The sequence below is a fragment of the Marinobacter aromaticivorans genome, from assembly GCF_002806975.1.
Taxonomy (GTDB): domain Bacteria; phylum Pseudomonadota; class Gammaproteobacteria; order Pseudomonadales; family Oleiphilaceae; genus Marinobacter; species Marinobacter aromaticivorans.
In genome coordinates this window covers 238,257-262,105 of the sequence record NZ_NIHD01000004.1, presented here as the reverse complement: position 1 = coordinate 262,105, position 23,849 = coordinate 238,257, and the positions used below count along the sequence as shown (strand labels likewise).

Sequence of the window (23,849 nt, the reverse complement as noted above, 5' to 3'; positions counted from 1 at the left end):
AAACCAACACTTCCCTTAGCGCTTTGCGGGCGCAAAATGCCGCCACAACCGAGCAAACCTTTCGGGAACGGGCACTGACGTCCCCTCAAGCCGATCGATCATCTTTTGAATTCGCTCAAGCACCTCAGTGTCCCGAGCGGCGGCAAGCATCAGCTGTTCAAAAATCGGGGAGTCACCGAATAAGGTGGCCAGAGCTCCCGCTTGACCACTGGTGCCATCAAAGCTAAGCCAATCGTTTTTGTCCGGATGTCGTTGCAGGAGAAGACGAATGTAATTCAGAAATTTATCTTCAGTATCCACCAGCTGCTCGATAATGCGTCGGTCGCGGTCCGTTCCTTTAGGCAAATGCAGATTGGTCTGAATAACCAAGTGCTCGGTTTCAGCGCTTCCCTGCGCAGTGATTTTCACGGCCAGAAACGCGCTGAGCTGGTTCAGATTCAAGTTGTTCCAGCAGATGATGCTGTCGAGAAGCCGATAGGACCCTCTCACTGGCAAAAGTCCCACCTCCACCGATAGCCCTTTTGGCAGTTCTGGTACCCCATCTATCGAAAGCTCTAACTCAAAAAGAGTGGGATCGTACTCTCCTTCCCTGGCAGACAATGTCCAATTCGCGTTGATCAGATCAAACGAGAGAACCCGAAACAAATCTCTCTCGCTTTCGCCCTCACTGGCTGGTCGCTCTTCAAACTGGTGCTCCACAAACAGCCCGTTGCCAGGCGTATCTTTATCAATCCACTGCTCCAGCAACGCGGCCGGCCCAATTAAACGGCTTTTCCCTGTCAGCCTGACCAGCAATTCAGTATTGCGCGGGTCAGCGCCTGCGTTACCCAAGGCCGCAGCCGTCGCGTTTGCTGACCCCAGATGCCAGTGACAAGTTTTCCCTCGCTCGACAACGATCAGTTTTGCGTGAAGATTCTGCCTACCGGTCCCCATCTCCAGACGTTCTTCACCATCAACGACATCCGTGTTGATGGAAAAACAGGACCACCCCTCAAGCTTCTCCGGCCCTATCTCATCAAGCTCTTCACCCCGACTGAATAACCAGCGATTACCCTCTGGAGCTCTCTGAGCCAACTCATCCAAAGCTCCCACGCCACCTACTGAATCCTTCAGAAATGGCGAAACGACTAATATTGAGTCATTCGGGCTAAGCATATTCAGTGGCTGGCCATACCTGGGGCCACCCGCAAGAATTCTGGGATCTCTAAAATTCTCAGGTGGGTGCCAGTTAATCCGGTCGAGCTCCTTCCTGATGACCTTGCCAGGCTCAAAGGAAGGATCCTGCCGCAGCAGATCCCTCACCAGCTCATCCCACCTCTGATGGGCGCTGTCAATTGATTCGCGAGAAACCTCTCCATCCAAAGACAAGGCAAGGTCCCAACTTCGATCAAATGTGAGGTTCCGGGAAAGCACGATCAAGCGATAGCGCACCGGACGTTTGGGCGCGGTGTATCGCAGGAGCCAAAACTTCGGATGGAAAGAGGAATAAGCCACGTCCCCTGGCATTACCGGCTGAAGCCAAGGCTCTAGCAAAGCAAACAAGCGATTATAGTTGCCTGGCAGCTTTATTTTTCCCGCCTGATAAAAAACCTTCAGGCGGCCATTAAGCTGCCCAACGGCTTCCAAAAGTGCCAAGCGCTCACCCTGGATTTCGCCCTCCAAGGTATCGTGAAAACACAAGGCGATTGGGACGGACAGGAGAGCATCCAGGTCGAGCGTGTAGGTTGCGGCGATGGCAGAATCGAGCTCATACCCCTCTGGAGGCCGCAGCTCCCAGCCATAGTCCACTCTCTCGGCTTTGGGGTTCAGCATTTAGCACCCTGGACAATGTCCGCCATGATGGTTCGAGCTGTATCCCAACGATAGGACAGCCTACTCATTCCTTGCCACTCTGGCGCGAAACCTGGGCTCTTGAAGAGAGTCGAACGACGGCCTTTGTTTCTCTTAGCGCGGCTTTCCACCAGTCTATCCAAGCTGCTGACAGGCTGATTCTGAAAAATAGCCTCATGCCACTGACGCAGAAACTCACGTGAATTCAAATTGATCCGGGCGCCGCCAGCGGTGGCAGCCTGCAACCAGTCATCCACACTGGAAGCCGAAAACAGATTTCGATCCCTGATTTCCTCAAGCCATTCGGAAAAAAGCTCCTCATGCTCAGCCAGCAACTCATCGTTACCGGATTTCCTCGCAATCAATGCATTGAACCGGATATGCGCTCCGTATATCGCATCACTGAACTCATTCGCCAGCTCAAGAGTGTGCCTACATTGAAGAGAGACTTCGGCTCTACCCTTCGTCCACGCAACAACCTCGGGGAACGTCAGAGAAGTAGCGGTATCTTCATCCAGTTCCGATGCCAAACCATGAATCAGGAACTGGGAGACAACGCTGTTTCGAATGGCAGGGGTATGAGTCAGCTTATCAATGAGAAATCGCGCCTCGGACTCAGATAAATGGATCGTAAGATCCTCCATCCAACCTGACTCAAAGACATCCAGATGTACCACGGAGCGATGCGACATCGCATCAGAGTCATCGTCCTCATGTCCTGAGGCACGGGACGCCGATTGCGCTTGATTTATCTCCCTGGAAAACTCAGCAAGAGATTTTGCGGTATTCACAACCCCGAACTGGCGGAGACCATTCCAATAAACAGACGAGGGCTTTCGGGCTACGCCCTGTTTACTTTCAACCATTTCCGCGCCGATGATGCCACTCTCAGCCGATCCATGACGCTCCACCAAAACCTTGGCGACCTCGTTTTCCTGCGACTCCAGGTAATCCCTGAGTGATGTCCGGCGTTGAGTCCTGGCATCCAGCTCCATGTAGTCGCGGATAATTCGGGGCACTGTGATGAAATATTTGGCCCGCGTTTGAATGGTCGAGAAGCCGGGAAACAGAAGGTCAGCAAAGGCATCGCGTATCTGGCCTATTCCTAACTCATCCAAAGTTCCCGACTCCTGCAACATCGCAAGAACCTGCGACACTTTTTCCCTGTCAGTGGATGAAAAATCTACCCAGCCAATACTGCTCATAGCGGTCCCAAATCCCGAGGAGCCCCAGCCTCGGTGTATTCCCCAAGTGCTCCCGCCATCAAAGAATTGACTCGGGCCAAGTCTTGGGCGCTCTGAGAGAAAAATCCAATCGGAACTGGCGCTGGGTATCTCCTTGAGTCTGTGAAGTGATAGAGAACTAAAACGAACTTGTCTTTCAAAAGCAGAATCTCGACCGAAGAGAGAAGCTCCGACTCAACAAAGCCAAAGAGCCTTTTTCCGGCCTCCGCATTCTCGCGCCGGGCGATGTTCTTCGCACGCTTGTCCCGATCATCCGGTAATGGGACATAAACCTTGAAACCATTTATTCCAGATTGGTGCTTTGAGAACAGTTCATAAACCTCAGAAAGCGCCTGGCCATGCCGTTCACATTTACCCCAGAGTTCGTGGCAAGATGGCGCCAACCAGATAAGTTCGGCCGTCTCAGTCTTATCTGACTTGAGGGTTGATTTCAGCTTCTCAAAAATATCCTGCCAATTGCGCTGCAGCTGTAAAGAGCCATACAGGCGCCGTCTCTCAGATTCCGTGCCATGACCCTGCAGTTCATCAATGGCCAGCGATGCCAACCTGTCCGCGTTCAACCCCTCATCCTGAATCAGCCTAAGGGTAAACTCATCTTCAAGCAGATCCGCGACTTTGGAAATTTGACTGATATTGTTGGAGCCGCAAGCAGCGCTAAGCGCCTCGGTCCTGGCTCGAATGTAAGTTTCTGATTCGGGAAGGCCATCTCGGTCCTCAAACTCGAACTGATACGTTGCAGCATTTAACGAGAGGACTTCCGGAATCTTCTCCACAAAGTCCTTCCTTTTGCTGCAGTCACTGAATTTGTAAATTTCAGGCGTGCCTCCTTGAGGCGCGCCTTTAACCAGATGACCTTTCTTGTAGATGTCGTGAATGTTTCTCTGGAATGACTCTTTTGCAAGACTCTGAGATTCAGCGACTTGTTCCTGGTCAACCTTCAGCCTCAAGGTTCGACTATCTCGGCCAGACTTGGAATTGTTTCCGAGGTAACTGAAGGTCAAAAGGTCAAAGCAAAAAGGTTTCCGATAATTCGCGATCGATTCGCGCATTGGCGAGGTATCGGTATCAGCGAATAGAGCATGCCCTTTAGCTGTAAGGCCGAGTTTTCCATCTTTCCGATACTCCACTTCTCCGGAACTAAAGAAGCCCGTAAGCGCATGATCAAGCTCTTTGCGTGAGAACCCAAAAAAGTGCGCAACCTCCTGTGGAAGGAAATCCGCCACGTGGAGCAGTTTGAGTAAAAAATCGGGAACGAAAGGCAGACTGCCCCGCTCTACGAGAGAATACTCAATCATATAAAGCTGAGATGGCACGGCGACATCAAGCTCGAAAAGAGGAATATTACCAGTGGACATTTATTTGCCTCCTTTCTGTTTGGACGCTGGAAGAATATTGAAACTTCCCTCACCCTGACGATCGCGAATGTAAGCTGCTACCTTTCCAAGGCCATAGTGACTGTTCTTGCCACTCCAGACTCTCATGTCCCCTACAATAACCAGCCTTTCCATTGCCCGAGACATAGCAACGTTGACGCGGTTATCTGACCTCAGGAAACCCGGACTTCTCTCGGCATCCGACCTTGTCAGAGACAAAATGATGATTCTGTTTTCCTTCCCCTGGTAACTATCAACCGTGTCTATTTTTACTGTCTCCCTGAAATCATCACGCCAGTTCTGGGCCGCAAACTTTCTTTTCAGGAAGCGCTTCTGCTCTGAATACATGCAGATCACACCAATCGTCGGTTCTTTGTCATCTGAAACCGTATCGAGCAACCCTTTACAGAAAACATCGTCGCTCTCAATTGTCTTTAAAAGACTGATGATTTCGTCAGCTTCCGTTTCATTAAACTTACTCTTGTCCCCCTTAGAGTACGCTTTCTCGCCGAGCACACCGGTGTCCAGCCAGGTCACCTCACTTTTTATCGGTGAAGGCGCGCGTGAAAAGCATTCGGGTATGCGGCGGTCACCTGTTTCTAGCCTTCCTCCATAGAAGACAGCGGAAACCAAGCCGCCAATCGCTTTATTCATCCGATACTGCATAGTGAGGGTAGCGCCAATGCGTTTCCCATAGGACGACTCAAAGGACCGCTCGAAGTCGCTACGCATGATGAAGTCCAGCTCGTCCGACTTGGGTGGGACACCGAATTCCCGGGCAATACCAAGCTTGTGATCATCCTGATAAGTGGGTGGCAGCTGTCGATGGTCGCCTACTAACAGAATGCGTTTCCCAACTTGCATAGCAACCGCCAATTCACTGGAAGACGAGCGCGCTGCTTCATCAATGATGACCCAGTCAAAAGGTGTTTTGTTCAAAGCAAGATGGCTCTGCCCCATCCCGACGCATGTACCGCACACCAAGGTACGAGAACGAACCAGAAACTCATCATAGTTGGAGCTTTTGCTCTCAAGGCGCTCCAGCATCTCTTCCGAAACCCGTATCAATGAGAGACATCGCCTGAGCTCATGAGGCCTCGCTCCGAATTCATTACAGACGGATTCGTGCAGCTCCAGCAGAAGTTTCTGATATCCCCCTTCCTCGGGAAGGGGTTTGGAGAACAGCTCCTCCAAGGCCCCGGAAAGGATAGAACGGTAGGCCTCGCGCTCGGTCTTCATATCCCTCTGCATCTTGGAATCTAATTCCGTCGACTCCAGATCTTTATCCAGCCTTTCAATCTCATTGATAGGATGCCGGATGCGCTTCTCAACGATCAGCAACTTCTCAATAAAATCCGGATTTACCTGAAGGGATCTGGCTAATGAGGTCAATCGATGAGTCTGTTCTGCCTCAAATAGGGCTTTCCTCTGATTCACCAACGCGCTGGAATAAACATCTTTCAGGCCATCGGAAACCGCTTGATCACTGTTGCTGAAACGGACAACGTCCAGATCAGTATCAAGCTTCCGGCAATGAGACCTTATTCGCTCTACCGCGGTGTTTACCGCCTCGTGAGATTGAGAAACCAACAAAATATTGCTCACATTTTCCCGGCTGACCAGGTAGTGGCAAAACGCTGCAATGAACTCTGTCTTCCCAGTCCCTGGGGGACCTTGCAGAAGACCCACAGGGCCATAAGTGATCAGTTTCTTGAAAGCCTCTTTCTGAGCTGTGTTGAGACCAATCACTTTGCCCGTTTCTCGATCCTCTCGCTGGTATAGCTCGAAATCTTTGTCTGACGGTTCCTCCGAGAGTTTTACGGGCACCCTGTCGGAGTTTTCCTCAAAATAAGCGGTGAGATCGGGAATGACCGATAGCTGATCGAGCACGCGTGTAACAGCTCTTTTCCTCCGATCGAGTGACGTTTTATTCTGGGTACTCATCAGATAAAGCGTTTCGTCCGGCTTTACGGACCGGGTCCTGGCCGTATTCTCAACAACAATTTCTTTCCCCGAGCTCTTACGAACATCGACATAGCCAAGATAGGAGGTCTTGTCGTCTTTTTTTCGAACCAGCCGGACCTCATCATCCTTATCAAAGCTTTCGAGAACAGCTCCCTCTGACGAGTAAGGAATACGTATGGATGAGTGATCTCTGGTTGGGGCGGGCTCATCAGAAACCTCTATGGACGGCAGTCCTTCAGTCTCCGTATCGATGATCGTTTTCCATAAACGATTAACGGGGATATCACGCTTTCGAACCTTGTGCGAGGCTTCGCGAGGCTCCTCCTCATGTTCCTGGGAGAGGTCCTGATTCTCAGCTTCCGTTGTTTTAACGCCAGGCTCTGTGGCAGCGCTATCTTCCTCACGAGTTTGTTTTTCAATGGACGACTGCTGTACGTCGTCCACTAAAGCGAGGAAATCCCCATTATCAGCAAAAAATTGGTTGAGCCCCGAGCAGTCATCGTGACCGTTCTGAGTGAGTTCTAACGTACAATCAATTCTGTACTGGGCACTATTTCTATCCCGCCCCCAAATCTCGTCCTGCTTGTTCAGGAACAACACACGTCCAAATTTGTGTTCTGAAGGATCGTAGGTGCAGAGAAAATTTCCTCCAATGCCGCTAAATTTTACCGTCAGCATCCGTGGCCGCTTACGGTCAGGCTCTACGGTCACCAACAATTCCCCATTATCTGGCAGTATCGTTAGTGGCCCGCTTACCCTTGATGTTTTGATAGAAATTGTGGTCCGCTGAACCTTGGGCTCTCTTTCCCTCTGGATCGCGTCGATAAATCGGTCGAGAGAAATAAATCCTGCCTGGCTCTCTTGCTCCAGGTTGATCAGATCCCGGAGGCTTTGGAGATCGTCGTCACGGGCGACATCCCACTCCATGCCAAGCAATTCTGAGGACATACGCATGACCGCGAAGTTGTCACGCTCATAAGGAGACGCATGTTCCCAGGCCGGACTATACCGAGAGTTTTTTGTCTCATCCGAATCGATTGCCAGGTCTGGGAAGTCTAGGAGATAGATAAACGGTGATTCTTCAGGCACTGCAGGCAGCACGACTTTCACGTTATCTGGATGCAAATCACCATGAGCGATGTCTTGTTCATGCAGAAACGAGATGTGATCACACAGCCTCTCAATCACTTGGAAGCGCACGTCTTGGTCCAAGTCTGTCAGTTCTGACCAGTGAACGCCCTCAATCCATTGCGAGACCACGAATGGCTCATCGCGCTTCGCGAGCCCGAACTCATCGATCTTGGGCATGAAGCCCAGCTTTAACTTTTGAAGCCGCTCTACAGTCGTGAGAAATGCAAGAAGCCGTGGCCCCGCTCCGAGGTCATCCCCACCAAGATCAAAACCTGGCCATGTCTTTACAACATTGGAGCCTGAGCGATAAACCTCCTTGAGGGGACTATCAACATATTCCTCCTCCATTGGATACGCGCGCTCAACACGGAGCGTAGGCTGTCGAAACCTGTCCAAAGTACTGTCGTCAAACTCGAAGACTTCGGCATTCGACGGCTGACCTTCGTTCAAAGCACCGAGGAAGCTCCCGGCATCCGCGTAGCGCTCACTCGGTATCTTCTGAATCGCTCGCAAAATTACAGGGGCATACCAATCTTCACAGTGTTGGAGGTCGCCAACAACCTTCTCTAATAGGCTACTGTCAGCCTTGTGAGGAATGTTTTGGGCTTTAACCAAATGCCAGAGCAGTATTCCGAGAGCAAACACATCACGGGTAAAAGGAGTAGCTAGTTCAATGTTGGAGCCGATATCCTCAGGTAACTCGATAGCCCCAATGCTCAATTCCTTCCGCTGCTCCCCTACTGTGCCGGCCGGCTGGTAATAGGCGGCGATAAAGTTCGAAAGTGTTATTGCATTCGACGGGGACAACCAGACACTGTGATCGCCTACGTCCCTATGGGCGACCTTCGCCCCATGCATCCTCGCAAACTGAGAGACGAGAACCTTGCCAACGTTCAGCCGCTCCTGAATCGAGTAGCCAACTACATGGCTATTGATAAAAGCATTGAAACGCAAGTGGCCGGTTGGGAGCTCAAACCGCTCGCAGAACTGGCGGGTCATATCATCTTGCGAAGGGTTGGACATCGGTCGGAGACAGTTCTTATACAGCTCGGGTTCGGCTAGACGAATCTGCGTCAGAACCTCCTGCTCTCTTGAAATGATTCTGTATCGACCTTCAGGTGTTTTAGGTTGGTTGCCGGAGAGCTTGTTAAAATCCCAAAGGCGAAGCAGTCCCCGATCAGACTTGTTCTGATCATTCACTGCCTCGTATTCGGTGTATGCTCCCATCGGATGCGAGAAGATTTTCTCCTTAGCCCGATAGCCATCCACCACAAGATCACGCTCTTGAACGTTGGATTCATCAAAGAGCCGATCAAATATCTCAAAGTAATCATTAAGGCCCTGTTGATCAGGATGAGGGCGAAACGTTTTGTTAAATCGTTTCTCATCCGCGAGCTTCAGGAAATCATCCAGTGATAGAACGAAGTCTTTTTCGTTATCTGAAATGCCGGAGAAATCACAGTTGCCGGACATAACAACCCGGTATTCAATTCGGGGCACCTTTTTCCCGGGCAGCTGATGACGAATTCGCCCAATTTTGTTTTTCAGGAGAAAGAACTTATTTCTTGTTGTGCTGACGGGAGAGCGGCCCCTATCACTTCCATTCTGAAGCCAGCGATCGCCTGAGCTTGTTATGGTTCCGTGCCAATGTTTCAGCTCGACAATGAGGATGTTCTTGTGAGTGATGATAACCAGATCAAATTCGCCGTCCTTGCCTTTGGAGTCGGAAAACCTGAATCCCGCATAGCCCTTCCATGGCCACATGCCGGATTGAAGTTTGTTTCCCACCAAACTGCTGAGCTGTTGCCCAATGGCAGTTTGGTTTTGTCTTGATTTACGCTCCGCCATCGACGGAGGTGCACTCTTCTCATCAAATGCCGCCTCCATCTTGCTGATGGCATTCAATTCGTGAATGAGGAGACCACCGTCCCAAAGCTTGACTTCCATTTACTACTCCCGCTCCCACGGCATTGCCGCACTTCATAAAAAAAGATCGGGCAAGGAGTCTTGAACAAGGCTTCCTTGCCATCCAAATAGAAAAACCCGTTAACCCAACACTTCCACAAACTCCGCAATCGCCAAGACCTGGCCCTCCTCATTGGGCTCAAGAACAATCGGTTCATATGCCGGATTAAGCGGTTTCAGAGTAATACGCTGATGTACCCAGTCACCGTCTTCCGCTGGTACCTTTTCACTTGAATACACCTTTAACGTGTACTGGCCACCAGTTTCCTGATCGGTCACTCCAGAGTGCCAAACCAGAAGCTTCCGGTTCTGGCGCGTGCCTGCTGGCACCGGCCGGAACAGACAATAGCTCCCGCTCGGAATTTCAGGTTCCATAGACTCGCCAACGACCTGGGCAACGAACATTCCCTCTTCCAGGTGCCTGCCGGGAAGCGAAACCCACTCGTCAGATTCTGTACCGACTGTTGCAAAACCTCCCTGATCGTCGCTGAACGAACCAGCGGCGGACTTGAGTGAGCTGAGAGGGACTGAGGTTTCGTAGGGTGCGAAATCCGGATCGTTCGCACTGATGATCCTCAGTTTGGGAGACTGGGATTCTTTACCAGATGAAGAAACAGATGACTCCGGAGCCGCATTATCAAACCAGTCATCCGTGGCGATGATCTCCTTCGCCTTTTTCTTGCCAACCACGGCTCTGGCGATCCGCCGGATGTGGTCCCTCATGGCGGTTTTATCGAATAGCTCCTGATACTGAATCTCGATCACTTCATAGTCGGTGTTGCGTAGCTCTTCCCGAATTTGATGATCTTTCGCAGCGGTCTGAGCATTGCCGTGGATATGCTGGCTCATGCCATCCAGGTACACGCACACGCCCTCGAACTGGTCATTGGGCTCGTGGAAGTAAACATCCGGGCGCGTATCGAAACCACCGGACAATTTGATGGGTGTTTCAGTCTCAAAATCGGAAAGGCCCGCCGCCTTGAGCATAGCAACCAATTGCTGCTCAGGCGCATTACCCGGATCTTGAGCTTTGGTGTCATCCGGCAAAACCGGCGGTATTTCATGAGTAAACCTCAAGCCCTCGCCCTGTGCCCTGTAGTAGTCAAGCGCGGTATGGCGATTGAGACTGTCGTGATAGAACGAGTTCCGGAAATGCTGTAAGCAGTCCACACAAGAGGTTTCACAAGCGCTGGGGCACTCTTCTACGAGCGCTCTTGCAGACGCTACAATTCTCGGCCAATGCTCAAGGAGTTGCTCCAACAAACCGGAACCGCCAGGCATGGGATCATACAAAATGCCATCTACCAAGTCCGAGTCCGGTTTGGCGATCACTTGAACCTGCAGGTCTGAGATTTCCATATCCAGCACTTCAGCAGCCCCCTGCCTCAGTGACTCCAGAAGGCTGTAGGCCACTTCTTTGGATGCGCAATCCGGCAGCACCAACGCATCGGCGATAACCTCTGCGTAAAACGACAATGGCTCGACAGGGTGCCCACAGCGTTCCAGATGTATCTCATTAAATTTCTTCAGCTCTGCCTCAGTGCTCATGGGAGAGCGGCTGGCGCCACATACCCGACATATCGGGTATCCGATCATCCCGCCGGATTTGACCTGACCAGAGGCACCCACGTTGACCAGGCGCATATACATTCCATGCTTATGATGGAGTACCGTGCTGCCCCACTCAAAAGCTGAACCTCCGGAATGCCGGCGTTGATCCTGGGCGAACACGGCCACCGGCATCTGGAAACGGTATTCCTCATCATCTGAAATGTAGGAGTTATGGGGGGCATCAACATCGCAAACCGAAATACCCTGAATGTGAGTAGCGCCCATGGATTCAGGCTGGGCTTCTACCTGCCTGCGAGAGCCACCAGTCTCTACAACAGACTCTGTTTCCACATCTACGGAGAAGGTTAATGGCTCCTCAGGAAGCAGTTGGAAAGTGCGTGGCACGAACTTATGACCGTTGGCATAAATCAGATTACCAGGCACGTATTCACGAACCGCCAGCGCACTATTACGACGGATGTCCCAGTCAGTGATATCAGAGCCATACCGAGGTGCAACATGGGTGAGCGTTACCGCTCCCGTATCCAGTCCGTAACCTGGCAAGAAGCCTTCGGCCGCCAGCACACCGTAGGTGTTGGTTTCATCAAAGCCTTCAGCTTTGCTGCCGAACCGGCGAAGATCGCCCTTCAGGCGTTTGACCATACGCTCACAGCGGCCCCTAAGCGCCTCGTCGTCCGCATCGAGCGAGCCTTTCTCTGCTGCCACCTTCCTCAGACGGTCGAGCTGGGACAGCGCCCACTTCAAACGCTTATACAGGCGGAAAACGACCTGTTGAAGCTGGTCCTCCAAACCATCAACCATCTCGGCGAGTTTATCCACTTCCACCACTTCAATATCGGCATCAGGCCACCCCTGACGGAAAGATTCCGTCACCGCCTTCATAATGGCCTCGCGATGCTTCCTGATCTGTTCGCCAAGGTCCCCAACCGACATCGGCTGTGAGCGAACCGAGTTATCGGCGTTAAACAGGTATGGTTTGATCTGGGTCGGCAGGCAATTGCTGAGTGTCGTACTCAGCTCTTCATGATCGCCAGCAGACAGGCCACCTTCACGTACCAGCTTGAATAACGTGGTCAGAACCGTCGCATGCACATGTTTGGCAACCATCACCGGATTGCGCAGGTTGAAGCTTGGCGGCTCTACCTGGCCCTCAAGTAACTTCAGAGGCTCATTGAAGTAAGCCCTGTCATGGCTTGTGGCACGGGCGTATGTCAGATCCAAGGCCATTCTGAATTGGCGCCCTGCCCGGCCAGCTCGCTGCCAGTAGTTAGCAGGCAGTGGCGGCACATTGCGCATCAAGACCGCATCGAGGGCACCAATGTTTACCCCCATTTCCAGTGTTGGAGTACATACCAGGGTATTGATTCGCTCGTTATCGCCTTTAAAAGCATTTTCAATACGCTCCCGTTCTGGCCCCGGAATCTGCGCGGAGTGTTCCTTGGCCCGCAACATTGCAAATTCCTGGTCCAGCAACAGCAGATCGTAGTTGTCTTTGTTTTCTGGTTCGAACTCCAACCGACCGTTACACCGCCAGCCCATACAGGTATTAGACGGATTGGGTCGAGCGTGAAGGCGTCGACAGGTCTGGCAACGATACATGCCTTTGGCAGGATACAAGGTCAACTGGTCGACATTGACCTGCACACTGCCATGGCAACCAGGCAGGTTCTTGCCGCGGGCTCCCTTGAGCTGCACACTTCGGAATATTTCCAGATCATCGAGCAGAAGGCCCCAAACACCCGCGAGAAAGTCCTCAACCTCATCCGCTGGCACACCCCAGGCTTGGGCAGCTTGCTGCGGTACACTGCCATAATTGCTGTACCACTGGTTGATGCGGTTCTTCTCATGCTGCCCATCACGCTGGAAGACCAGTGCTGCAGGCACACCTTTCATGGACGGGAGGTAGCCCCGCAAGACCTCTTTCTCGCCATCCAACCAGAACTTGGAATAAATCTTGGTGATCGGGTCGTAAATCATCCGGCGCGAACGGGCGTTATCAATCAGTGAAGCAATGCCATTCACCAATTCCTCAGCCTTGCAGCCAAGCCGGTTTGACCACTTGAGTACAAAGGGCAACTCTTCATCCAGCCCATGGTATTTCACTTTCACCCGGCCTAGGGGTTCCAGGCCTGTACTCTGGCGCGCACCCATCGCCAGCTCACGAAGTACCTGCGCACGCAGGAACCATTTACGCTCTTCGCTGTGGGCGACACCGGTCTGGGATTTAGGCTCTACCCGCCAGACCTCTGGAATCAATGCACGGGACAGCTCGTCATCCTGATCCAGAAACTGATCTAACCAAAGGGTTAGGTCGCTTACCGAAGTCTCACCGTCTCTCAAGCGCTTGTAGATCAGCTCCCGCAAACGGTAGCGGCGTGAACGATCCTGCATCCAGCCCGCCTGGAAGGCAGCATCCTGCCGATTATCGGCAAACACGAGTAAGCGCCGTCGTTCGGCACGGTGAATCATGCTCTGGGCCAAAACATGGACATCCGAAACCGTCGTTGCACGAACTGGGCGGGCCGGCTCCCGATAGGTACCGATAAATCGGCGGCCATGAGCGCCGCAGGATACGCAACGGGTCAGCTTGCCAGGGTTATCCTCTTTCTGCTGAACGAAGAACAAGGGTTTGAAGTCCTTGTCCCGGCCACAGCCAATACATTCAGACAGCTGCTGGTCATGGGTGGTGCCACAGTAACGGCACACGAACAGGGTTTCGGTTTTCGCCGGCTCCTCGTCAGCCTCCGACCCTACCTGATGATCCAGCGATAACGCTCGAACGCCACCCAACGTCTGGTCAACTGCACGCCACACCCTTGCATTGCCTTCAGCCGTGCCACCGCCTGGCGCCGTGCTAGTGAAATTGAAATCTTCCAGAGAATGCTCGTAGTAATGCTGGCCACAGGTGGTGCAACTAGAGATGGGGAACCGCTCCATGTCCGGGTTGTCGTCCAGCGCATCCTCTGCGGACAACCATAGCTTCGCATCCGAGCTGTGTTCGGGGAATGTCACCACGGCCCCGCCTACGCCGCGCACAAATCCATGAACCACTGGCCGCAATAACGGACGACTGCCGTTGCGGGACGCGGCACCCAGTGCCAGCCAGATCAGAATCTCTTCCTCCGAGATCGGACGTCCCAGCGTGTCACTGAGTGTTTGAAGCAAGTCCACTAGGCGCTGGGGTTTACGCAAGGCTTCTGCGATCTGGAACACCACTTCGTTATGGCTCAACCACTGATACAAGGCTTCGCGCCAATTGCCTTCCGCAAGCCTGCTGCCAGTGACAGACTGAAACCACACCCGCAGTGCCTGTATGTCAGCCTCTGAGGGATCCGGGCTATCGGCCCTACCGAGTACCTCCAGCAAGTTTGAAAGCTGGACGGCCTGGTCGCCCGCCAAGGGTCCACTAGCTTTACGAGGCTCGCCCCAAATGTCGGCCTCATAAGTCTCACCCACCAATTCAACCGAGCTTCCATCCACGCCGAAGAACCGGCTAGCAAATACCCGCCCGGCTTCCTGGCCGTGAATCGGGTCGGCAATCGTCGCTGAGGTCGCAACGCAAGTGGTACTGTTTTCATCCTTGCCGCAGTAGGAGCGCAGGCGACGAATCAAACATGCCGTCTCCGCACCATTGGCACCGGTAAAAGTGTGCGCTTCATCGAAGACCATGAACTCCAAACGGGCGTTATCGAACAACTCAAGATCGTGCTGGCGGGTCAGCAGCAGCTCAAGCTGTTTCACGTTGGTCAGCAGAATCCGCGGCTGCTCTCCCTGAGTGCGCATCGCCTCACGGCTTACTCGCTCCTCCGGCGGATGCACTGCAATGTCCTGCTTCTTGGCCCGGACTTCGTCCAGTTTGTTCTGATAATCCGCAGCAGAGCTACCGGGCGGCAGTCGAACACCACTGACATCCGAATCCTGTTGAGGGGTTTTGCCCACATACATACCAAAGGTGACACCGGTACCGGCTAATAACTCGCGCATCCTTTGCAACTGGTCTTCTGCCAGTGCGTTCATGGGATACACGATAACGGCCGTTACGCCAGCCTCGGCACCTTCATCCCTCAGTTGGAGGCAGCGAGAGACGATGGGCATCAGAAAGGCTTCTGTTTTGCCAGAACCAGTGCCCGTGGAGACGAGTGTGGGTTTACCGGCATGAATCGCACGGAACGCCTTTTCCTGGTGGAGGTATGCCGATGGATAGGGAGATAGCTGGCGAATATGGGGGTGTAGCACGCCCTCCTTCACCAACTGCTCCAGTGTTTCGCCCTGCTGAAAGGTGCGAGACAACGAAATGTAAGGCCCTTTGAGCAGCGGGGTGCTGCGGGTTTGCTCCAGGTTGAGCAGCTCCCGCATCTGTTGGTAGAGCTTGTCATCGGCAAAGGCATAGGTGCTGAGCTGATAGCGCAAGAAGTCGCTGACGACCTGTTCCGTGTAGGTGATGGGGTTCAACATCAGAATAAAGCTCCTTGCGTGCTTCCAACTTTATTTTCGGCGGGCTCTTCAGCCACCTCATCAACCGATTCCGGCTCGGGCACAATCTGGCGGATCAGCTCAGCATGAGCAGCGCACTCCTCCCAGGAGCGCTCAACATCTTCTTCCAGCTGCCATTCGTGGAATCGAGGGCCGAGACGGGATGCAACAGGTTGGTGTTCTTGAGCGCGGTCGTCGTGGCCGAGGCCGTAGTCCGCTAGGCGGAGTGATTCAGGGATTAACCAACCTTCGCCATCGTTCTGCGAAATAAAGTCATCCAATCCAAGCTCATCAAGATCCCGGAATGCAACTTGGGATAGAACTGTGTGACGCACCTCTGGAGGTAGACTCTTGTCGACACGCCAAAAACCTTTCGGATTGAGAAAAGGGATTGCCGCCATAGTTCCCACAGGGTGATCACATGCGCCTAGCAGATGAGTTACATCAGAAACAGTGAAGCCAAAGGCCTTAAATACTAGGGCATCCAGAATAACGCGGGATCGCAGCCTTTCATGTTCCGTCAAAGCCCAATACATTCTCCATGAGCGCTCACTAGAAGGCTCCCAAGAACGAGCAAATACCTCATTAGCGTTATTGAGCTGCTTAACAAATTGAACAATTGCTCGTGCGAGCTTGTCATCTTGAACAGGCAAACAAGGTGACTCTTCAAGATAGTTCCAAGTTAGATGCAATCCTCCAACCCTTAACCGAAGAGCGTGATCAACGGCAAAACTGTTCATCGCCCCGCTGAGCAGGTGTGGACTTTGGGACGAGTTCAAGATTGGCACCGAATGCCCGGTAGGAAATGGTGGGATAACACAACCGTAGAATGTTCTGGAGTTGGTGGCGCTACAAATATCCATAAACGCCAATCTTTCAGCAAAAGCGAAGCCTTCAGCTTGGGCCTGTCGTTGACTTATCAAATACTGTGGGTCAATAACTTTTTTCGACCATTCAATGTTTGACCAAACAGCTCCACGACCCTTACCACTCACCCAGCCTTTTTCACTAAAGTCGAACTGATTAATCATCCTGCCTTCATATAAAGGCAATGCAACATCTTCGATATCACCGACACGAATTGCCTTGGAGCCATCACGCGATAGAACGAGATGGGGTTCACGATCCAAAATGTTTGTAGGGCCTGAGTAGTCTCCCCAACAACCTTTTAACCAGTGCCCGTACTCATCCGGCTGGTATCCTTTTGCCTCCCACTTGGGCCGCTCAGGGAAGAGTTTGGAGTCAGAGGTCATATTAAAGTCGCCCTGCTGGTATTTTATTCCCCAGCCACCTTCACTCTGATCACCCAGCAATACGCCATTGGCATAAATCTTCTTGAGGACCTCCAGATCCTTGTCGCTGCGAATCTCCAAAATCGATTTTGAATAAGGGGAAAATTCCAGTACTCGATCACGGGGATAAGCCAGCACATAGTTTTCCGCCTGCTCCCAGTCATCCACGTTTCGATGCATGAAAGCAGCACGAATTGCCGCGGTTTCTTTCCCTTTTTGAACTACAATAGGACAGAATTTGAATCTGGAATCGATATCAAAAACCTTTTCCCGGTTTTCAAATCCAAACAACCATTGCCAGTCACACTGTTCCAAGAAGAGGGTTCTGAGGTCTGTTGTTCCCTTATCGGTGTAAAGACCGCTGGGTACGATCATCCCCAATCGACCAGCCTCTCCCATAATTGCATAGCTTTGCTCCAGAAACATTTTTTGCAGATAAGGCTTGCCAGAACCTTGATGAGAAAAAGGGTGAGATGTATCAGCAAAACCTTTGTGTTTTTTCCTGCGCTGGCGCCAGCGTTTGTGCAGTTGCTCTGAGTTATCAAAGCTGTTCCGGCCGCCACCACCCAAATTCAGGTCATGCTTCTTTTTACCCTTATTATCTTCTGTGACCTTATCTCCAAAGGCAGCGCCTGCGTTGTTCATCCAATTGGCAAATGCCTTGAAGCCTGCAACATAGTCAATCCATGTATGCTCTAGCTCTGGGGATGCTCGAAAATACTCCAACTGTTTTGCCAAAGCCTCTTGCTTGCCATACGCCCTGTAGAGTGGATCGTAGTTTGAAAAAAATTCTTTGGACGTAGGTTGCATCGTTTCCCAAGGAGGATTACCAAGTACAGCGTCAAAACCCGACTTTTTCGACGTGAACACGTCCGGATATTCGAGCTCCCAATGGAAGAAGCGGTTGATCTGGGCCACCTGTTGGGCAATAGATTGCGCCTCAGTTGACGGCGCAAGAAAATCCTGAGGCAGCGGGGCTGAGTCAATGGACTCACCTGGCCAAAACCAAAGCGCACACCAAAGATCCATTCGCGCTTTGAGTTCATGGTAGTGGGGATTCTTCAGAATCTGTTCGCGATAAAGTTCTGCCCGCTTGTCACTTTCATGCACCGGCAGACGGTGCAGTTTTCGGAACACCTTCAGGAGCTCGTCATGGACATCGGCGGCCGGTAGTCGTTCATCCATATCGACCTGGCCACTGATGATCGCGATTAGCTGCTCTGGCACAGCCTTGCTGCGTTCCTTAATCGCATCAGTAAAGACATCACCTTTGGTTTCCTGCTGACCTTTCTTTTTGCCACTAGTGTGGGTCTTCACATAGTAGTGGTTGATCAGATTATCCGGCTTACCTTTCTGGTAATCCTTATCACCGCCTTCCCGCTGCCACGCCATCGCGGGGTATTCACGATAGGTGTCGAACCAGGCACCGACCAGGGCATTGCCGGCCTTGAGTTTGTGATCCAGAAACCCGAATGGCAGGTCCCTGTCCATGGTCTCTACCCATAAAGCCATCCGGCCCAGCTCCACCGCCAGCGGGTCAATATCCACGCCGTAGAGACACCGTTCAACCACATGGCGCTTTAACTGAGCGCGCAGGGCTTCTTCAAATCCTTCATGACCAGGTTTCAGCTTCAGCAGCTCATCGCTCAACAAGGCGGATATCCGCTCTTCGTCCAACGTAGCCTCTTTGTCTTCCCCGGCTGGTTTCACATATTCGTGATGGAACAGAGACTCAACCAGCGCATCCGTAAGATATCGGAGGGCACCCACCAGAAATGAACCGGAACCCATGGCTGGGTCACAAACTTTAAGAGAAAGGATGTCCTCGGGTGGTTTTGGCACCCAGTGCGTTACTTCCTCCAAGCCAGTTCTTGAGTTGATTGCCGAGCTTATACCCTCGTAGGCAAGGGGTTGCAGTGTTCTGCGAACGGTGGGCGCTGCCAGTTGCGGCCGAGTGTAGAAGGTACCCGCACCTTTCCGGGTGCCGCCCCAGCGCACGAGGTAGAACTGCCCGGGAGCAATCATCTTGGCACAGAGCTGCTTTGCGGCTTTCTTGAGTTCGTCGGAGCCTTCACCTTGTCTGCCACCCCGGCCACGGGGCTTTTTCACCACGCCGGCAAGGATTGCAGCTTTCTCCAGCCATTCCTGAGCTCTTTCGAGGTGATCCTCGGTCAGGGCTGGCTCCTCATCCACATCGGTTGTCTGCTCTGCTTCGTCAGCCAGATCTTCGTTCTCATCCTCGGTTTCAGGTTCATCCTCAACCTCTGTTTCTGGCTCCTCTTCGCTTTCATCATCTCCGGTCGAGGCGCTTTTCCTCTTCAGCTCTTCGAACAACTTTTTGATGGTTTTGTCGTCCATCTGTTCCAGCTGGGAGAGTGCGAGGGCCGGCTGGTTGCCGATGCCGAGGAAAATTACCGGGTCATCCGTTTTGGCCCGCTTGAGTTCAAAATCGAGTAGCCCTTCGTACAAGATGCCGATGTACTCGGAAGATAGTGCGGAGAAGTTGACCGGTCCATCGACCCAGGTATTGCGATTTCCCTGACGGATTTTCACCCGGGTCCGGGTAAGCAATCGCAAGAGGGTGAGCACTTGCTGGTCACTGATCAGGTTATCCTGGCTTTCCAGAACGGCCAGGGCTTTTGAAATTGGGTCAGCACTTTCCGGATCGCCCGGCTCAAAGAGGGCTCCGCCATAGTGAGGTACAGGAATCGCCTGATGCGCAGACCCGTGGTAGATGAGGTTGAACAAGGCAATCAGCCTTGGCCAGGCACTGCGGCCGTGTGTGAGCCGGTCACTACCGCGGCCACCAGACCGACGATCCAGCTGCTGGCGCAGACCTTCCAAGCTGTATGCCTGCTGGTAGATGGTATTATCGACTGGCAGAAGCTGCCGGGCCTCTGCAAACAGCGTCACTATGCACCGCATGATAATGCGCGAACCAGCCACGTAGAGATGGTTGTAATCCACACCCGTCTCATCAAGGTTGGCCGTTTCGATCGTCGCTTGTGAGGCGGAAATGAGGTTCTCCACCGACTGGCGAACCCGTTCTCCAAGAACCGCGGACAGCTCGGCCTGTCCCTTACGAGATTCATTTACCGCCTTATGAAGACGAGCACTCTGGCCACCGTCTCGTAGAAAGTTCTGCGGGTTGATGAGCGTGCGCCAGGCTAGCGTCTGCGCCGAGGGCTCGCCTTCTTCGAACCAGAACTCAATATCCCACTCGCACCACGACTCAAAATCCGAGCCTGCATGAACCAATCGCCATTGGCGCCCATTGGTGACCAGGGCAAAAGGAAGGTGTTGACGACGCAACCACTCTGTTACGCGACTCAGGAGCTTTCTGGACCGACCTACACCGAGCCGGCCGCCAAATTGACGGGTAGCGCCCTCTTCCGGAACAAAGACAGGCAGAACTTCGCCATTCGGCCCACACCAGATGCGTCGGGGTTTGACAAGGGCACCGGTAAAGCTGCGGATACTCCACTGACTTTCAACAGCCTGGGCTTTCTGCCACTGATCGGCTGGGAAGCCAGATAGATCCTGAAGCATGTAATCCAGAAGCGCACCCAGGCTGGCATTAGTGCCATCAAAAGCAGTTACAGCGCGGCGCAATTGCTCTACCTGCCAGTGGTTAAGCCCAGGCAGGTTTTCCGGGAAATATTCGGTGAGCTTATTGGCTGATATCAGAAGGCCACCGTGCTTCAGGGATGACCAGCCTTCGTTGTAGAATTTCATGCGACCACCTCCGGCAAACGGATTTCAATGGTTACCGGGAATACCTGAGCCTCCCCATGCAAGGCGAAGCGTTTGGGCACAACCTGCTCCATAATGCGCTGTTTCTCAGACTTCAACCGTTCCAACAAATCGCCGAAGTGGCCCTGACGACGCTTCAACTCGTCTTCAAGATCCCGGAGCTCCCGCTCGGCCATTTCGTCGGCATCTTCCAGGAGGTGAAACTGGCGAGCCTCCGCCCGCTTTTCCTCAATCTCCCGTTTCAGCTTTTCAATACTCTGGTTTCGCTGTAGGGCAGCCACTTCATTGATTCGGCGCTCAAAGGCTTCTTTCTCATGCTGGGACGATTCTTCAAGCGCTGTGCCCAGCTCTACTTTGAGGGCTTCAGTCAGGGCAGAGTTGTATGTGTTAACAAACGCTCTCACTTCATCTTCCACTTCGTCCCACAGGTCTCTTGCCTCGCTGGTCAGCCCGGTATCCTGGCTGGCAATTGTTGGCCCGTGGTGGGGCCCTTCGTAAGCCAGAGGCGCCCCCAATTCATTATTGGCCACTGGCAGGGCCAGAGTCCTAGTCCAATGATGGAAGGTTTCACGCAGGTTGTTGATCGCCATTTCCTCAACGGTCAACAACACCAAGGCCTGGGCACCTTCCGGTACTTGCCCCCTGGTTACAATCCAGCGGCTGGGGGGCCGGGTTTCTGTTTGGCTACCCGGGAAACGCATTCTGGCAAACGCGTTCAGGGTATGGCGGAACAGGGGATGCCCCAGATGCAGCAATACAGTGTCGGGAGAGGGCCGAAACACCGGACGACCGTTTACCGAGTTAATGAAGAAGTCATTATCAAACACAATCCAGGGCATGGCCCCGGCAACATCCTTTCGACCGGGGAGACGCAGATTATCGTCGACAATGGACTGCCAGCGCACAGGAAGGGGTGGTTTGAGGCGAATTCGTCCCTTGGTATCGGGGCCCTCCATGACTTCACGGCTACTACCCAGCCCCATGGCTATTTCCAGGGTGGATTTCAGGGTCTCCGGAGTCAGATCCAGATCTGCCATGAGTTCCTGAAGCTGACGCTTCTCTTCCTCGCCCCGCTCTTCGGTAACAACCCGGGCGTCATCGGTTGCGCCACGACGGCCCGCGATTTCCCGGTCGAGGTCTTCCAGCACCTCGTTGTCTTCGTTGAGCTCCATCATTCTGCGCTGGAAAGCAGCATCGAACAGTTCGCCGACTGAGCCCAGGTCTTCACGAATGTCGTTCACCTTGGCAATCACTCGGGCAACAAAGTTCAAGTCGGCGTCATCGTCACTCGCAAAGTGGAAGATGGTGACATCCCGGGCCTGACCGTGCCGGTCAATCCGCCCGTTACGCTGTTCAAGTCTTGACGGGTTCCAGGGGATTTCATAATGCATCAACAGCCGTGCAGTATGCTGAAGGTTGAGACCTTCAGAGGCGGCATCGGTAGCGACCAGGATCTTCACGGGCGACGAGGGATCATTGAACGCAATTTTTACCGTTTCGCGCTCCTCGTCGTTCATGCCGCCGAAAAGTTCTATTACAGCACCATCTTCGCCACCGTACTCAGCCCTCAGTCGGTTTACGAGGTAGTCCAATGTGGTTTTGTACTCCGTGAAAATGATTAACCGCTCATCCTCTTTCCACTGGCTGGCGTTGCGAAGTTCTTTGTTGATGAGCTCGGCCAGCCGCTCGAACCTTGCGTCCGATTTTGGGACGGCATGAACAACGGGCTGCTCGTCCAGGCCAAGCGCAGTGAGAGCGCTGTCGACTTTTTCTATTTCAGTGGCAAGACTGTCAACGAAGGGGTGCATCCAGCCACCCACAACATGAGCTGCATGTCTTCCGCGGCTCTCCCGTTCCTGGTCGTCGTCGATGTCCTCCTCGGAGGCACGGCGAGCTGCCAGAACCTCTGCAGCTTCCATCTTTTCTTTTTCTTCCAGGCCTTCCTTGAAGCGCAGCCAGCTGTCTGCAAATGTTACCGGGCTGGAGAGCAGGCGTTTTCGAAGAATCTCGATGGCAAAGTTCAATACTGTGCGTGCTTCCGGCGCGGTTCGAATCATCCCCTTCAAGGCGTTACAGAAATCACGGACAGCCTTCGCCAGATCCTTTTCTGCCCTGAGCATATAAAGCGGTAAAGGTTCGAGGTGGCGTTGGGCAAACCGGGGAACTTTGCCGGTATCTTCGTCCTGCTTGTTAATTTCACTCTTCAGACGACGGATCAGAACCTGATTGATCAACTGTCGCTCTTTCTCCGTGAAATTGGGTGTTTGGGTAAAGCGCACAGGATCCAACTGCTCCAGCAGCCCTGAGAAACATCGTGTGTGGCCGTTGTGGGGCGTTGCCGTCAGGAACAGACGGTGTTCGAACCAGGGCGAAATCAGCGTGAGCATATTTGCCAGATCGCTGTTCTCGCCAAAGTTTGACGGCATAAGGTTGTGGGCCTCATCCACAATGAGCAAGTCCCAGGGTAGCTGGGCTCCGCCACGCTCCTGAGATGAGCGGCAGTTCGCAATAAACTGCTCCAGCACATCCGGCTGCTTGAGGTAGTGATAAGAGGTGATAATGCGAGGAAGGACTCGCCAAGGGTTAGTGTCCAGCCCCCGCTCTTTCTGGAGCTTGTGGGTAGAGGCTTTATCGACGATATCGAAATCCAGTGAGAACTTGTCCTCCATCTCCTGCTGCCACTGGGTCCTCAGCGATGCTGGAGTAATGATCAATACACGCCGGATCCGGCGCTTCCTGATCAGCTCCGCCAGAATAAGACCAGCCTCAATGGTTTTACCAAGGCCCACATCATCGGCCAATAGCAACGATACACGGGGCATGCGCATCGCGCGGGCCAAGGGAACCAGTTGGAAATCATCAGCGCTGACTGCACCGTAGACCGGTGCAGTGGGCACAGGCTCGGAGCGTTTCTGGGGATCTTTAGCTGACAGGAACGGAGTCAGCGAACTCCATCGAGTCGCCCGTTGCAGGGCCAAGAACTCTTCCTGCTTCATCGGGGCGTCAACATCTACCCGTGGCAGTGCGTTTGGCTGCAGAACTGCGGGCCCCTGCTCTCTCTCCCACAGGATGGTTTCCTCGGAGTCGCCCTCTCCATCCCCAAACTCTACGGTTACCAGGTGCAACAGGCTTGACGTTCTTGGCTCTTCAAAAGGCTCAACTTGCGAGATCACACCACGCCTATTGCGGACCGTTGCGAGCATTCCGACTCTGGGTATGGATGGGGCCATCCGTTTTCACTCCGTTTTTCT

General features: G+C 53.0%; 7 protein-coding genes. All 7 read right to left on the bottom strand.

What is annotated here, in order from left to right:
• Positions 1-15: 15 nt before the first annotated feature.
• The 7 genes from CDH48_RS08650 to drmD all read right to left on the bottom strand — a co-directional run bounded on the left by CDH48_RS08650 (position 16) and on the right by drmD (position 23,828).
• Positions 16-1,812 carry a phospholipase D-like domain-containing protein gene (locus tag CDH48_RS08650; protein WP_100688331.1) on the bottom strand — a complete coding sequence of 599 codons (1,797 nt, stop codon included), beginning with the start codon at positions 1,810-1,812 and terminating at the stop codon, positions 16-18.
• Positions 1,806-3,035 carry a DUF6361 family protein gene (locus CDH48_RS08645; RefSeq protein WP_100688330.1) on the bottom strand — a complete coding sequence of 410 codons (1,230 nt, stop codon included), beginning with the start codon at positions 3,033-3,035 and terminating at the stop codon, positions 1,806-1,808. Before CDH48_RS08645 ends, CDH48_RS08650 begins: the two co-directional genes overlap by 7 nt.
• Entirely contained in the window at positions 3,032-4,429 is a 1,398-nt protein-coding gene (locus CDH48_RS08640; RefSeq protein ID WP_100688329.1) for a hypothetical protein, read from the bottom strand. The genes CDH48_RS08645 and CDH48_RS08640 overlap by 4 nt, the downstream gene beginning before the upstream one ends.
• Positions 4,430-9,490: an AAA domain-containing protein gene (locus CDH48_RS08635; protein WP_100688328.1), complete on the bottom strand. Its 5,061-nt coding sequence runs from the start codon at positions 9,488-9,490 to the stop codon at positions 4,430-4,432.
• Between the two features lie 99 nt (positions 9,491-9,589).
• Positions 9,590-15,535, bottom strand: a complete 5,946-nt coding sequence (locus CDH48_RS08630) for a DEAD/DEAH box helicase (RefSeq protein ID WP_100688327.1) — start codon at positions 15,533-15,535, stop codon at positions 9,590-9,592.
• The gene (locus CDH48_RS08625) at positions 15,535-20,580 is read right to left on the bottom strand and encodes an Eco57I restriction-modification methylase domain-containing protein (protein ID WP_188437719.1); all 5,046 of its coding nucleotides are present in this window, start codon (positions 20,578-20,580) and stop codon (positions 15,535-15,537) included. Before CDH48_RS08625 ends, CDH48_RS08630 begins: the two co-directional genes overlap by 1 nt.
• The gene (gene drmD, locus CDH48_RS08620) at positions 20,577-23,828 is read right to left on the bottom strand and encodes a DISARM system SNF2-like helicase DrmD (RefSeq protein WP_198515485.1); all 3,252 of its coding nucleotides are present in this window, start codon (positions 23,826-23,828) and stop codon (positions 20,577-20,579) included. The genes CDH48_RS08625 and drmD overlap by 4 nt, the downstream gene beginning before the upstream one ends.
• Positions 23,829-23,849 lie beyond the last annotated feature (21 nt).